At 73.5% G+C, this 13,406-nt stretch carries 12 protein-coding genes; 4 read left to right on the forward strand and 8 right to left on the reverse strand.

The genetic code is table 11. The features are described from left to right. Positions 1 to 50: 50 nt before the first annotated feature. From mshC to ACFWEP_RS22020, 4 genes are all read right to left on the reverse strand, one after another. Complete coding sequence (mshC, locus tag ACFWEP_RS22005) at positions 51 to 1,280, reverse strand: cysteine--1-D-myo-inosityl 2-amino-2-deoxy-alpha-D-glucopyranoside ligase (protein ID WP_387372025.1); 1,230 nt, start codon at positions 1,278 to 1,280, stop codon at positions 51 to 53. Between the two features lie 153 nt (positions 1,281 to 1,433). Then, positions 1,434 to 2,267 carry an SCO1664 family protein gene (locus ACFWEP_RS22010; RefSeq protein ID WP_387372027.1) on the reverse strand — a complete coding sequence of 278 codons (834 nt, stop codon included), beginning with the start codon at positions 2,265 to 2,267 and terminating at the stop codon, positions 1,434 to 1,436. Next, positions 2,231 to 2,821, reverse strand: coding sequence for a DUF3090 domain-containing protein (locus ACFWEP_RS22015; protein WP_387372029.1), 591 nt, complete (start codon positions 2,819 to 2,821; stop codon positions 2,231 to 2,233). Before ACFWEP_RS22015 ends, ACFWEP_RS22010 begins: the two co-directional genes overlap by 37 nt. Before the next feature lie 120 nt (positions 2,822 to 2,941). Further along, entirely contained in the window at positions 2,942 to 3,664 is a 723-nt protein-coding gene (locus ACFWEP_RS22020; RefSeq protein WP_387372031.1) for a histidine phosphatase family protein, read from the reverse strand. 75 nt (positions 3,665 to 3,739) lie between these two features. Between ACFWEP_RS22020 and corA the strand changes: the two genes are divergently transcribed. Further along, positions 3,740 to 4,735 carry a magnesium/cobalt transporter CorA gene (corA, locus tag ACFWEP_RS22025; RefSeq protein WP_387372033.1) on the forward strand — a complete coding sequence of 332 codons (996 nt, stop codon included), beginning with the start codon at positions 3,740 to 3,742 and terminating at the stop codon, positions 4,733 to 4,735. Between the two features lie 87 nt (positions 4,736 to 4,822). Here corA and ACFWEP_RS22030 read toward each other — a convergent pair whose 3' ends face one another. Both ACFWEP_RS22030 and ACFWEP_RS22035 read right to left on the reverse strand, forming a co-directional pair. Further along, a complete protein-coding gene (locus ACFWEP_RS22030; protein ID WP_387372035.1) occupies positions 4,823 to 5,611 on the reverse strand; it encodes a ferritin-like domain-containing protein in 789 nt (262 codons plus the stop codon). 104 nt (positions 5,612 to 5,715) lie between these two features. Continuing rightward, positions 5,716 to 6,768 carry an LLM class F420-dependent oxidoreductase gene (locus tag ACFWEP_RS22035; RefSeq protein WP_387372037.1) on the reverse strand — a complete coding sequence of 351 codons (1,053 nt, stop codon included), beginning with the start codon at positions 6,766 to 6,768 and terminating at the stop codon, positions 5,716 to 5,718. A 141-nt stretch (positions 6,769 to 6,909) separates the two neighbouring features. Between ACFWEP_RS22035 and ACFWEP_RS22040 the strand changes: the two genes are divergently transcribed. Next, positions 6,910 to 7,893, forward strand: coding sequence for an aldo/keto reductase (locus ACFWEP_RS22040; protein WP_387372039.1), 984 nt, complete (start codon positions 6,910 to 6,912; stop codon positions 7,891 to 7,893). Next, positions 7,890 to 10,235 (forward strand): helix-hairpin-helix domain-containing protein, encoded by a 2,346-nt coding sequence (locus ACFWEP_RS22045; protein ID WP_387372042.1) that lies wholly within the window; start codon positions 7,890 to 7,892, stop codon positions 10,233 to 10,235. Before ACFWEP_RS22040 ends, ACFWEP_RS22045 begins: the two co-directional genes overlap by 4 nt. Before the next feature lie 994 nt (positions 10,236 to 11,229). Here the strand turns inward: ACFWEP_RS22045 and ACFWEP_RS22050 are convergent. Beyond that, entirely contained in the window at positions 11,230 to 11,916 is a 687-nt protein-coding gene (locus tag ACFWEP_RS22050) for a hypothetical protein (RefSeq protein ID WP_387372044.1), read from the reverse strand. Positions 11,917 to 11,963: 47 nt separating this feature from the next. Between ACFWEP_RS22050 and ACFWEP_RS22055 the strand changes: the two genes are divergently transcribed. Next, complete coding sequence (locus ACFWEP_RS22055) at positions 11,964 to 12,152, forward strand: DUF5703 family protein (RefSeq protein ID WP_266702672.1); 189 nt, start codon at positions 11,964 to 11,966, stop codon at positions 12,150 to 12,152. A 383-nt stretch (positions 12,153 to 12,535) separates the two neighbouring features. On the opposite strand, the gene ACFWEP_RS22060 is transcribed toward ACFWEP_RS22055, so the two are convergent. Further along, a complete protein-coding gene (locus ACFWEP_RS22060; protein ID WP_387372046.1) occupies positions 12,536 to 13,303 on the reverse strand; it encodes a chaplin in 768 nt (255 codons plus the stop codon). Positions 13,304 to 13,406 lie beyond the last annotated feature (103 nt).

A 13,406-nucleotide genomic window follows, 5' to 3' on the forward strand; every position in this document is an offset into this window, starting at 1 on the left:
CCTTTCCAGGAGAGGACCGGGGCCGTCGTGTGCGCGGATGCGACCGGGTACTACAGGGCGACGCCCAGGAGGGCGTCGACGGTACGGGAGACGAGACCGGGTGCGCCCTCGTCCGTGCCGCCCTCGGACTGCTGGCGCTCGGCCCAGCGGTCCACGGCGGCCAGCGCGGTCGCGGCGTCCAGGTCGTCGGCGAGGGCCTCGCGGACCTCTTCGACCAGGGCGTCGGCCGAGGGGCCGTCCGGACGGGAGACGGCGGCGCGCCACCGTCCGAGCCGGGCGACTGCGTCGGCGAGGACCTGGTCGGTCCACTCCCAGTCGCTCCGGTAGTGGTGCGAGAGCAGGGCGAGGCGGATCGCCGCCGGGTCCACGCCCTCGCGGCGCAGCGTGGAGACGAAGACGAGGTTGCCCCGCGACTTCGACATCTTCTCGCCGTCCAGGCCGACCATGCCGGCGTGGACGTACGCCCGGGCGAAGGGGTGCTCGCCGGTCAGGGCCTGCGCGTGCGAGGCCCCCATCTCGTGGTGCGGGAACGCCAGGTCGGATCCGCCGCCCTGCACGTCGAAGCCCATGCCGAGGTGGTCCAGGGCGATGGCGACGCACTCGATGTGCCAGCCGGGCCGTCCGGCTCCGAGGCTGCCGCCGTCCCAGCTGGGCTCGCCCTCGCGGGCCGCCATCCACAGCATCGGGTCGAGGGGGTTCTTCTTGCCGACACGCTCCGGGTCGCCACCGCGCTCGGCGGAGAGCAGCCGCATGGCTTCGGCGTCGAGGTGGGAGACCTCGCCGAAGTGCGGGTCGGACTCGACGGAGAAGTAGACGTCGCCTTCCAGCTCGTACGCCGCACCGGCGTCACGCAGGCGCTCGACGAGAGGCACGATGCCCGGTATGGCTTCGACCGCACCGATGTAGTGCTTCGGCGGAAGCATCCGCAGCGCGGTCATGTCCTCGCGGAACAGGGCGGTCTCGCGCTCCGCGAGGGCGGTCCAGTCCTCTCCGTCGCGCACGGCCCGCTCCAGCAGCGGGTCGTCCACGTCGGTCACGTTCTGGACGTAGTGAACCTGCCGCTTGGTGTCGAGCCACACGCGCTGTACGAGATCGAACGCGTTGTAGGTCGCCGCATGACCCATGTGGGTCGCGTCGTACGGCGTGATGCCGCAGACGTAGATGCGGGCGACGGGACCGGGGTCAAGGGTGATCCGTCCGCCGGTCGCGGTGTCGTGGATCCGAAGGTCGCGGCCCTTGCCAGGCAGGGCGGGGACCTCAGAAGCGGGCCAGGCATGCATGTCATGAGCGTAACCGGACGGAGGTTCCGGATACGAACCGGATGGCGAATCGTGTCCGAAGACGCATTCTTGACGGAACCGTCCGGCCCCGCTAAGGCGTGTTCGGAAGAGGCCCGGCCGCGTCGGTCGGGCCATTCTGCCGACAGGCGCCTGTCAGACCGGCGGCCACGGGATGGCGGGCCACTGCCCGCTCGGCACCGGGTGCAGCCCCGTCGTCCGGAGCGCGGCCACCCGTTCCCGTACGGCGTCCAGCTCGGCCGGGGTGATGAGCCCGCCCAGCCGTACGGCCAGCCGCGCCTCGGGCGCCAGCGCCTCGGCGAGGCGGTCCAGCACCTCGGCCGCTTCGGAGGTCAACGGCTCGCCGGCCCAGCCCCAGAGCAGGGTGCGCAGCTTGTCGTCGCGGTGGAAGGTGACGCCGTGGTCGATGCCGTACAGCAGCCCGCCGGGTGCGGGGAGCAGGTGGCCGCCCTTGCGGTCGCTGTTGTTGATCACCGCGTCGAGCACCGCGAGCCGCCGCAGCCGGGCGTCGTCCGCGTGCACCAGCAGGGCGGTCTTCCCCTCGCCCACGTCGGCGAGGCCCACGGCCTTCCAGCCGTCCTCCGGCTCCTCCCCCTCGACGAGGGCGAGCATGGGGCCGGCGTCGGGCTCGGCGTCGATCCACAGCTGGCACATGCCCTCGCCGTACGGGCCCTCGCGCAGCACGGTGGGCGGGACGAGCCCCCAGCCGGTGGTCTCCGAGACCTCCCAGGCGGCCACCTCGCGCTGGGCGAGGGTGCCGTCGGGGAAGTCCCACAGCGGCTGCTCCCCGGCGACGGGCTTGTAGACGCACGGAAGCTCCGCGCCGTCGAGCGCGACGGTGCAGCGCAGGACCGCGTTGGAGGCTCCGGGCACCCGGCCGAGGACGGTGAGCCGCCCCTCCGTGAGCAGGGTGACCACTTCGGCTGCGGTCGTCATGCCCCGCGCCGGTATCCGTTCTGACGCGGGCACACGTGTCCTTCCGGGTCGAGCGGCAGGCTGCACAGCGGGCACGGCGGGCGACCTGCGGAGACGACGTCGAGGGCGCGCTTGGCGAAGGCCCGGGCCTGGGCGCCGCTGAGGCGTACCCGGAGCATCGGCGGGCCGTTCTCCTCGTCCTGGAGAAGCCTTTCCTCGGCCGCCGCCAGGTCGTCCTCGGCGTCGACGTCGATCTCGACGAGGGCCTGCGCCTCGACGATCATGCACTGCTCGTCGCCGTCCCAGGCCAGTGCCATCGTGCCGACCCGGAACTCCTCCTCCACGGGGGTGTCGAGCGGCGCGGTGTCGGCGACGGCCACGGGGGCCACGGCGGGGACCGGCGAGTTGCCGCCGGTACGGCGGACGACCTCGTCGAGCAGCTCGTCGATCCGCTCCGCGAGCGCGGCGACCTGGGTCTTCTCCAGGGCCACGCTGGTGACCCGGCCGCCGGCGGACGCCTGGAGGAAGAACGTACGGCGTCCAGGCAGCCCGACCGTGCCGGCCACGAATCGTTCCGGCGGGTCGTAGAGGAACACCTGACGGGACACGTCAGTTCTCCCTTGGGGATCGACGGCGGACGGGGGCTGACCCCCGCCGCTCGGGGACGGGTGCCGGGAAAACCCTCGAACGGGCTCCCTACGGCCCGTCCACCCTATCGCCAGGAGCGATCACGGCGCCCCAGCGCCGCCCCCCACCTGGGCGTGCGATCCGTGGTCCGATCCGTCGGCGGGGGTGGCGTCGGCGCCCAGTCCCTGCTCGCGCGGGGCGATTCCGGCCAGGTCGCCGGTGTCGCCGAGGCGCAGCAGGAAGGGGCGCAGCCGCGTGTAGCGGACGGCGGTGACCGAGCAGGGGTCGACGTGGATGCGCTGGAAGAGGTCGAGATGCATGCCGAGGGCGTCGGCGACGACGGCCTTGATGATGTCGCCGTGCGAGCACATCACGTAGACGGCGTCCTCGCCGTACTCGGCCTCGATGCGGGCGTTCCAGGCCCGGACGGCGTCGACCGCGCGGTTCTGCATCGCCCGCATCGACTCGCCGCCCGGGAAGGCGGCGGCGGAGGGATGCTGCTGCACGACCGACATCAGCGGCTCGTCGGACAGTTCGGCGAGCTTGCGCCCGGACCAGTCCCCGTAGTCGCACTCGGAGAGGCCGTCCTCGACGTGCAGGGGCAGGCCGGGACGCGCGTCCAGCAGCGGCTGGAGTGTTTCCCGGCAGCGCTGGAGGGGGCTGCTGACGGCGGCCACGAGCGGAATTCCGGCGAGGCGGCCGGGGAGCCCGGCGGCCTGTGCGGCGCCGCGCTCGTCCAGCGCGACACCGGCGGTACGGCCCGCGAGCACTCCGGAGGTGTTGGCGGTGGAGCGTCCGTGGCGTACGAGGATCAGGGTGGGCATACCGGCCAGCCTAACGACCCCCGGCGGGGGCCCGGGGGCGGGGCGAAGGTGTGCTTTCGGCCGGGGCAGGGAAGAATGCGCGCCGTGATTGTCGACTGTGCCATCTACCGGGACGGGCGCCGGACGGACGGCCCCGAAGACTTCTCCGACGCGCTGGACGAGGCGCGGGCCGCGGGGGACGCCTTTCTCTGGATCGGGCTGCACGAGCCCACCGAGGAGGAGTTCTCCCTGGTGACCAAGGAGTTCGGGCTGCACCCCCTGGCCGTGGAGGACGCGCTCAAGGCGCACCAGCGGCCCAAGCTGGAGATCTACGACGACTCGTTGCTCATGGTGCTCAAGCCGATCGCGTACGAGCCGGCCGGCGACACGGTCAGCGCGGACGAACTGATGGTCTTCGTGGGCGACTCGTTCGTGGTGACGGTCCGCCACGGCGAGAGCGCCCCGCTGGCGGACGTACGGCGCCGGCTGGAGGCGCAGCCCGGAGTACTGCGGCAGGGGCCGACCGCCGTGCTGTACGCCGTCAGCGACTCGGTCGTCGACCACTACATAGACGTGGCGGGCGAGCTGCAGATCGACCTGGAGGAGCTGGAGACGCAGGTGTTCGCGCCGAGCGGCAACGCCGAGTCCCAGCACACCGCGAGCCGCATCTACACCTTCAAGCGCCAGGTGATGGAGTTCCGTCGGGCCGCGGGCCCCCTGACGGCACCGATGAACCGCCTTTCGGGCACCGGCGTGCCGTTCGTGCACGCGGAGTCGCAGCCCTTCTTCCGGGACGTCGGCGACCACCTCACCCGTGCCAACGAGCAGGTGGAGGGGCTGGACCGGCTGCTGTCCGACATCCTCTCGGCGCATCTGGCGCAGATGGGCGTCCGGCAGAACGACGACATGCGCAAGATCTCGGCCTGGGCGGCGATGGCCGCCGTGCCGACGATGGTCGCGGGCATCTACGGCATGAACTTCGACCACATGCCGGAACTCCACTGGGTGTGGTCCTACCCCGCGGTGATCGTGCTGATGGCCGGGGTGGTCTTCGGCCTGTACCGCCAGTTCAAGCGGCGCGGCTGGCTCTGACCGCACGCGCACCGGCTCCACGCGGCCGGCTCCGGCTCTGCCCGGGCTCCCTGGCTCCCGAGCTCCCTGGCTCCCTGGCTCCCTGGCTCAGGCGAATTCGGCGCCCGCCACGGCCGGTGAGCCGAGGGCGTCGCGGCGCTCCGGCTCCGCCAGGCTGACCATCCGGCGCCAGCCGGCCAGCCGCTCGTACGCGTACAGCGCGTGGATGCCCGCCGCCAGCGCCGCCGCCTTCGGCCGGGGCCAGCCGAGGATGCGGCCCATGTGGGCCATGACGGCGAGGCTGACGTCGCGGTAGACCCTGATCTCGGCGAGGGCGCACTCGCGCAGGATGCGCTGGATCGCGCGGCCGTGGCCGGCGCGGGCGAGGCGGAGGAGTTCCTCGTGGCAGTAGGCGAGGTGGTTGTCCTCGTCGTGCGAGATCATCCGCACGGCGCGGCCGATGGCGGGGTCGTCGGCGAAGTACTTGAGCAGCAGGCGCATCTGCTCGGAAGCCCGCTGCTCGGTGACCCGGCTGTGGGCCAGATAGGTGACGATGTCGCGCTCCGCGAGCGGTTCCTCGCCCTTGAGCCGTGTGTGGGCGAGGCCGATCCCGTGGCGCTCCAGCAGCATCGTGTAGTCGGTGTCGGCCGGGACCTCGGCGGCGGGCAGCCCACGCTTCTTCAGGAGTGCGTTGAAGATCCGGCCGTGCTTGTCCTCGTCGGCGCCGTGCCGGGCGATTTTCGGGGCGAGGGCGCGCTGGCTCCCGGGCACGAGCGCGGCGATGCGCGCGTTCTCCCAGCCGCCCTGCGACTCACCGCTGGCGGCGATGGAGCAGAAGAGCCGGAACGACTCGTCGTCGTCGAGGATCTCCTGGAAGAGACTCTTTGCCGAGAGCATGACTGCCACCTCCGTACCCGTCTCCGGACAGCCTTCAAAAATTCAAAGGCTCCGCGGCGCTCCGGGCAACCGGAGCGGGCCCGGGCCCGCTCCGGCCGGTGACGCTACTCGGCGGCGCCGGAGCGCTCCAGGGCCTCCGTACCGGCGCGCAGGGCGGCGATCCGCTCCTCCAGCGTGAAGCCGGCGGGGGCGAGAGTGAGGGTGGTGACGCCGGCTTCGGCGTAGGCGCGCATCCCGTCGGCGATCCGGTCGACCGGGCCGAGCAGGGTGGTCTGGTCGATCAGCCGGTGCGGGACGGCGGCGGCGGCACCGTTCTTGTCCCCGGCGAGGTACTTGTCCTGGATCTCGGCGGCTTCCTTCTCGTACCCCATGCGCTGGGCGAGCTGGTTGTAGAAGTTCTGCTTCCGGCTGCCCATGCCGCCGACGTAGAGCGCGGTGTACGGGCGGAACATGTCCGCCAGACCGTTCACGTCGTCGCCGACCGCGAGCGGGACGGTCGGGCAGACGTCGAAGCCCTCCAGGGGCAGCCCGGCCTTCTCGCGGCCCGCCCGCAGGTGCCGCAGCGCGGTCTCCTCCAGGTGTTCGGCGGACGGGAAGATCAGCAGCGCGCCGTCCGCGATCTCGCCGGTCTGCTCCAGGTTCTTGGGGCCGATGGCGGCGATGTAGAGCGGGATGTGCTCGCGCTGCGGGTGGACGGTCAGCTTGATCGGCTTGCCCGGGCCGCCGGGCAGCGGGAGGGTCCAGTGCTGCCCCTCGTACGTGAGGCGCTCGCGGGCCATCGCCTTGCGGACGATGTCGACGTACTCGCGGGTGCGGGCCAGCGGCTTGTCGAACTTGACTCCGTACCAGCCTTCGGAGACCTGGGGACCCGAGACGCCGAGGCCCAGGCGGAAGCGGCCGCCGGAGAGGGAGTCGAGGGTGGCCGCCGTCATGGCGGTCATGGCGGGCTGGCGGGCCGGGATCTGCATGATCGCGGAGCCCACGTCGATGGACTCGGTCTGCGCCGCGACCCAGGTGAGCACGGTCGGCGCGTCGGAACCGTACGCCTCCGCCGCCCAGCAGACGTCGTAGCCGAGGCGGTCCGCCTCCTGCGCGACGGCGAGGTTGTCGGCGTCCATGCCCGCACCCCAGTAACCGAGATTGATGCCGAGCCGCATATCCGCTCCCCTTACTGATCAGTAACGTCTCTGTTCGCCGGACTCTAGCGCGGTGCGGCGCCGTCCGGCAGGGGCAGGGCCGCGCCATGGTTGTCCACAGGCTTCCCCGCTCCGGGGGCCCGGACAGTAATCTCTGCGCCCATGGAGCAGAGGCATCTCGGCCGTACCGGCCTTCGTGTGTCCCGGATCGGGCTCGGCACCCTCACCTGGGGCCGGGACACGGACGAGCACGACGCCGCCGACCAGTTGAAGGCCTTCTGGGACGCGGGCGGCACTCTGGTCGACACCGCGGACGCTTACGGGGGCGGGGAAGCGGAGTACCTCCTCGGGCGGCTCCTGGGCGGTCTGGTGCCGCGGGAGGACCTCGTGGTGGCCACGAAGGCGGGCAGCGTGCGCGATCCGTACCGCAGGTTCAACGGCTCGCGCGGACATCTGCTCGCCGCGCTGGACGCGTCCCTGGAGCGGCTCGGCACGGACCACGTCGATCTGTGGCAGGTGCACGCATTCGATCCGGTGACCCCGCTGGAGGAGACGCTCCAGGCCCTGGACCTGGCGGTTTCCTCCGGCCGGGTGCGGTACGCGGGGGTGTCCAACTTCTGCGGCTGGCAGCTGGCGAAGGCCGCGACCTGGCAGCTGGCGGCACCGGGTGCGCGGACCCGGCTGGCGAGCACGCAGATGGAGTACTCGCTGCTGCAGCGCGGTGTGGAGCGCGAGGTGTTGCCCGCCGCCCTCGACCTCGGCGTGGGGCTGCTGCCCTCGTCCCCGCTGGGGCGCGGTGTCCTGACGGGCAAGTACCGCTCGGGCACCCCGTCCGGTTCGCGCGGGGCCTCGGAGCAGCTGGCACCGTTCGTGGAGCCGTACCTCGACGACGCGGCGAGCCGCATCGTCGAGGCGGTCGCCACGGCGGCCGACGGGCTGGCCACCACCCCGCTCCAGGTCGCGCTCGCCTGGGTGCGCGACCGGCCCGGGGTGGCCGCCCCGGTCATCGGCGCGCGCAACGCGCAGCAGCTCACCGAGGCTTTGTCGGTGGAGACGCTTACGCTTCCTGACGAGATCTGCCAGGCGCTCGACGACGTGTCGGCGCCCGTGCACCGCTATCCGGACCAGGACTGGAGCACGCTGTGACTGCGCTTCCCCGGGGGGAAACCCCGGGCCACTCGGCCGACCCCGAGGACCGCCCCCAAGAGCCGTCGGACCTGCCCGAGAGCCGCTCGGAAGCCCGCACGGAGGCAGGCCCGGAGGTCCGCCCGGAGGACGGCCCGGACCTGCCCGACGACTCCCCGGACCTTCCCGGTGGCGCCGCCGGTTCCGAGGGCGTTCCCGAGGGCGGTTCGGTCGATGATTCCGAGGACGGTGCCGGAAGCGACGGGGCCCCGGGCGCGGTACCGGGCGAGGCCACGGACGCCCCGGCGGTGTCCGAGGCACAGGCCGAGCTCGCGGCCCAGCGGGAGCTGCGCAAGCGCATCGAGCAGCGGAAGACCGAGAAGGCCGGTCCGATCGCCGCCGGGACCGGACTGAGCGGTACGGCCGCGCAGCTGCTGGCCGCCGTACGGGCGGTCGAGAGCGGCGAGAAGACCGCCTCCGCGTTCTACGAGGCTCCCGCCGCCCCCGCGACGCGAACGGCCGCCCCCGTGGCGGACCAGCGCGCTCACCTCCCCCGGGCCGTCCAGGCCGCCCCCGCACCTCAGGAGGCGCCCGAGGAGGCCGTGGAGGCGGTACGCGCCGTACTGGCCGGGGCGGGCGCCCCCACGGCCCTGGCTCCTGGGGCCGTGGGGGCGCTGGGCGAGCAGGCGGCCGAGGTGCTGCGGCAGGACCCCTGGCAGCTGCTGGCCGTCCCCGGCGTACACCCCGAGCAGGCGGACGGGTTCGCCCGGGCCCTGCTGGGGCCCGCGTGCGGTCCCGACGACGGACGCCGCACCGCCGCGCTGGTGGGCTGGCTGCTGGAACAGGCTGCCGTGCGCGGCCACACGGCCCTGGACGTCGTCGCGGTTCGGACCGCGCTCGCCGGACACGGCGTGACGGACCCGGAGACGGCCGTGGACGACGCGGTGGCCGAGGGGGTCGCTCTGCTGTTCCAGGAAGGCGTGGACCCCGCCGGGGCCGGGGAGTTCACCGAGAGCGCCGAAGAGGAATCCGCCGGCGACGACACCGCCGACGAGAGCGCCGACGCCTCGGGCGAGGAGGAGCCGGGCCCCGCGCTGCTCGGGCTCGACCGGTACGCCCTGGCCGAGGAGAGCCTCGCGGACGGGCTCGGCCGGCTGGCCAACGCCTGTGAGAAGGGCGCCGACTGGACGGACGCGGCCTCGGCCGCTCCCTCGCCCTCGGCCGCGGAGCTGATCCGCGCCGTCGCCGGGGCGGGCCTGGTCGTCCACTCCGGAGGCGAGGCGGCCCGCGCCGAACCCGCCGCCCTGCTGGTGGCGGCCCGCGGGCTGGGCCTGCGCGCACTCGGCGCCACGCACAGCGTGGACGGCCGCCGCCGGCTGGCCGCGGGGGCGGGGGACACCGGCGCCGCCGTCACGCTCCCCGGGCTGCTCTCCGGCGCCGAGGGGCCGGGACGGGACGAGGAGGGCGCCCTCGCGCTCGACCTGCTGGTGGTCCTGGACGCCCCGCAACTGGACGTGGAGACCGCCGCCGCGCTCGTGGAGTCCCTCGCGGACGGTACGCGGCTGGTGCTGAGCGGCGACCCCGGAGTACTGGGTTCAGCCGGTGCGGGCCGCGTCTTCGCGGACGTCCTCGCCGCCCGTGCCTGCCCGCAGGTGGTCTCCCGCACGCCCGATCCCGGGCCCATCGGTGAGCTGGTCTCCGGCATCGGCATCGGTGAGCTGAACCAGGTCGGGGCGCCGGGCAAGGAGGTGGTGATCGTGCCGGTGCGGGACGCGGGCGAGGCCGTGCACCGCACCGTGCAACTGGTCGCCGACTCCGTACCCCGCGCCTTCGGCATCGACGCGGCGGACACCCGGGTGATCACCGTGGGCCACGGCGGCTCGGCGGGCACCCGGGCGCTGAACGCGGCGCTCAAGGAACGCCTCAACCCCGGCCCCGGGCGCTTCGGCGGCTTCGACCCGGGCGACCGGGTGGTCCACGTTCCCGCGCCGGGCCGGACCGTACCCGGTGTCGTGGTGTCGGCCGACGCCGAGGGGCTGCGGCTGGACTGCGAGGGCACGCCCGTCGTCGTACCGCAGGGCCGGGTGGCCTCGGCGGTCCGGCACGGCTGGGCGCTCAGCGCCCACCAGGCGGCGGGGACGCGCTGGCCGGCCGCGGTCGTCGTGCTCCCCGGCGACGCGGCGCGAGGGCTCAGCAGGCCGTGGGTGTACACCGCGTTCAGCCGGGGCGAGCGCCATCTGTCCGTCGTGCACGGCGTGGACCAGGCGCTCCCCAGGGCCGTGGCCGAGATCCCCGGACAGGAGCGCACCACCCGGCTGCGGGCCCTGCTGGAGGCCCTGCCGACGCCCGACGCTTCGTCCTGAGGAACAGCCCCGGGCCGGCGGCAGCCGGTCGGCGGTCCGCGCTCACCCGCCCTCCCTCTCCGGCAGCACCAGCCAGATTTCGGAGAGGGAGAGCCCGTGCTCCGCGCTCTCCGTCCCGCACGCGCACCCGAGCACGGTCCGGCGCCAGTCACAGGTGACGGTCCACGGACCGTCCCGGCCCCCGCACCCCGGGCAGACCACGGTCTCGGCCGACCACACTCCCGGCGCGGGCCTGGCGTGGTGCCGGAACCTCCCCGCGTAACGGGCCTCCCACGGCTCGACGGGGGGCGTGAGCGGGCCGGCGCCGCCGGAGCCCGTCGCGACGAGGGCGGTGAACAGGGCGCCGAGACCGGGGAGCAGGGCTTCGCCCGCTCCGGTCGGCGGCGCCGCGTCCGCCTCCGTTCCCGGCGCGGCCGGGTACCGGGGGGCCGCGGCTGCCGGGACCGGATTCGGGGCGGCGTGCCAGGGCAGCAGGGCTCGTGCGACGGCCGCCAGGAGGGCGGCGGCGGACGGGCTGACTGCCCCGGCGTCCAGGTGGTGGACGGCGGTGCGACATACGCGTTGGAGCCGTCTGTCCCGGTCCGTCGCCCGGGTCCGGGCCGCCGCCGTGCCCCGCCGGGCCGGGACCGGCGCCGTGAGGCGGCCCAGGACGGCCTCGGCGGCCTCGGCATCGGCCGGGGACAGGCGCCACTCGTCCGCGGCGAGCAGCCGCCACGTCCTTCCCGACTCCTGGACGAGCGCACCCGACCGGAGGGACCGGTCACTCGGCACCGTCGTCCGCTTTCCGCGCGCCCGCGCCATCGCCTCGGCCCTCTCCCGGTCGCGTCGGTCGCGTCGGAGTCGGCGGGGTACGGTGTCCCGCCGCGCCGACTCCGCCATGGTGTGCTCGGTCACTCCCCCGGGACCCGGGACAAGCCGGTGGCCCGGTGCACGGGGCACCGGGCCACCGGCCCGTCCGAAGAGCCGTCAGGGCGGTCGGGGATCCCGGGCGCGGTCAGGCGCCGCCGGACGGGAGCCCGTCCAGATCCTCGTCGTCGTCCTCGTCCTCGTCCTCGTCGCCCTCGATGTCGTCGTCGAAGACGGAGCTGACGTCGAACCGGCACACCACCAGCTCCGGGTCCACGTCCTCGAAGGGCGACCCGAGCCACTCCCCCGGTTCGCCGGCTTCCTCGGCGGCGGCCACCCAGAGCGTGGAGTCCCCCTCGGCCAGGCCGAACTCCTTGTGGCGGGAGGCGATCTCGTCGGGTTCGTACTCGCCGAACAGCACGCCGAGCGCGGCATGGACACTCGTACCGACGATCGCGGCGTGACCGGTGTCGAGGTCGTCCGGGTCGGCGTCCGCGAGCCGCTGCGCCTGGGCGAGCAGCCGCTGCGGTTCCGCCACCGCGTAGTCGCGCCGGATCAGCACGCTGAGCGCGCTCGGTTCGGCCGGTCCGGCGTACGGGGGCAGGGAATCGTCCGCACCCGGGATCTCGAAGGGAGTTACCTCGTCGTGCCGTTCGTAGAGGAGTTCGTCGTAGACCTCGGCGGCGGCGGCGAGAGCGTTGAACGCTTCGTACACGGCGGGGTCCTCGTCCCCGCTACGGCGTTCGACCGCGTCGAGGTGACGGTCGATCGCGGCTTTGACCGCTTCGGCGGCGGCACGTACCTCGGCAGCGGTGGGCTGCGCAGCATCAGACATGAGGCAGACGCTATCCGTACCGGGGCTCTGCCCGCACAATAGATGCGATGCCGGAATACGAATTTGTCGACGTGTACGTGCCGCGCGGGGTGTCCCGCAAGGATGCGGCCCGACTTTTGACCGACCACGCGGAGTACGGGCACTGGGAGCTGGACCGCCTGACGCTCCGCCACGACGGCAGCCGCAGGGTGCGGCTGCGGCGGAGGATCATCCGCCAGCTCAGGGCCACCTGGTGACGCAGGAGCGGGCCCCGCAGCCGCGGGACCCGCTCCTCTTCGTCATGCGTGTCACCAGGACGGCAGGGTTTCCGCCCGGACCGTGACGGGCTCGCGCGCCCCGGCCCGGTCCGGACGGAAGGAACCTTCCGGTCCTGGATCCGCCGCCCCGGGGTTGTCCCCCACATTCCTGGCGGGTGCGCGACGACAGCTACGACACCTCGCCGCGTTGTCGGAACGTCCCGCGTACATCCCGTATGCGAACGCTCCTGCGCCTCGCGACGCACCGCGTCCGACGCCGCGCACCGATCCACCACGAATCGCGGGACAGCCCTCAGGTCGTGTTGGTGAAAGTAGCGCCGTCCGCCCGGAGGGCGGGTCCGGCGGAACTTTCACGACACGGCCTAGGCGGCGCTGCGCGAGCGGCGGTAGAACACCGCTCCGGCACCGGCGAGCAGCATGCCCGCACCGGCCGGAATCAGCATGCCGAGGTCACCGGCACCGGTCTCCGCGAGCTGCGGAGGCACGTTCACCTCGGGGGCGGGCGGCTCGTGGGCCGGCGGGGCGACGGGCTCCTCGGGCGTGACCGGCACCTCCGGCACGACGGGCGGGGCGACCGGGGTGCCGTTGACGCATTCGTTGCCGAAGACCGGGTTCAGCAGTCCCACGACGTCCACGGAGTTGCCGCAGGCGTTCACGGGGATGTCGATCGGCGCCTGGACGCTGTTGCCGGAGAGGATGCCGGGAGATCCCTGAGCGACCCCCTGCGCCGTGGCGCCGCCGCCGGTGCCGACAGCCTTGGTGGAGTCGCCTGCGCGGTGCCTGCCGGTCCCCGAGGCGGCGTTCCCGCCCTGCTGCGCCGAGGTGTCCCCGGCGTGGGCGCCGGACGACCGGCCGGCGCCGCCGCCGCCGCTCACGGAATCGCCCTGCGACGTGTTCGCGCAGCTGTTTCCGAACGCCGGGTTGAGCAGACCGACGACGTCCACGGAATTTCCGCAGACGTTTACCGGGATCTCGATCGGAATCTGGATGCTGTTCCCGGATGCCACCCCCGGGGAATTCGTCGCGGCGGAAGCCGCTCCGGAGTCCGCCTGCGCGTAACCCCCGCCGAGTGCGAGCACTCCGCCGGCCGCCGCCATGGTGATCAGGCCTTTACGAGTGACCTGTCGCATAGGTTCTTTTCCTGCCTTCTGCACTTCCGAATTACCCCCGGACACGACCGTGCGAGGGCCGAATGCCGGTCGGGGCCCGCGCGCCGGGGGCGCCCGCCCGGGG

The sequence above is a fragment of the Streptomyces sp. NPDC060198 genome (genome assembly GCF_042728415.1).
In the GTDB taxonomy this organism is placed as follows: domain Bacteria; phylum Actinomycetota; class Actinomycetes; order Streptomycetales; family Streptomycetaceae; genus Streptomyces.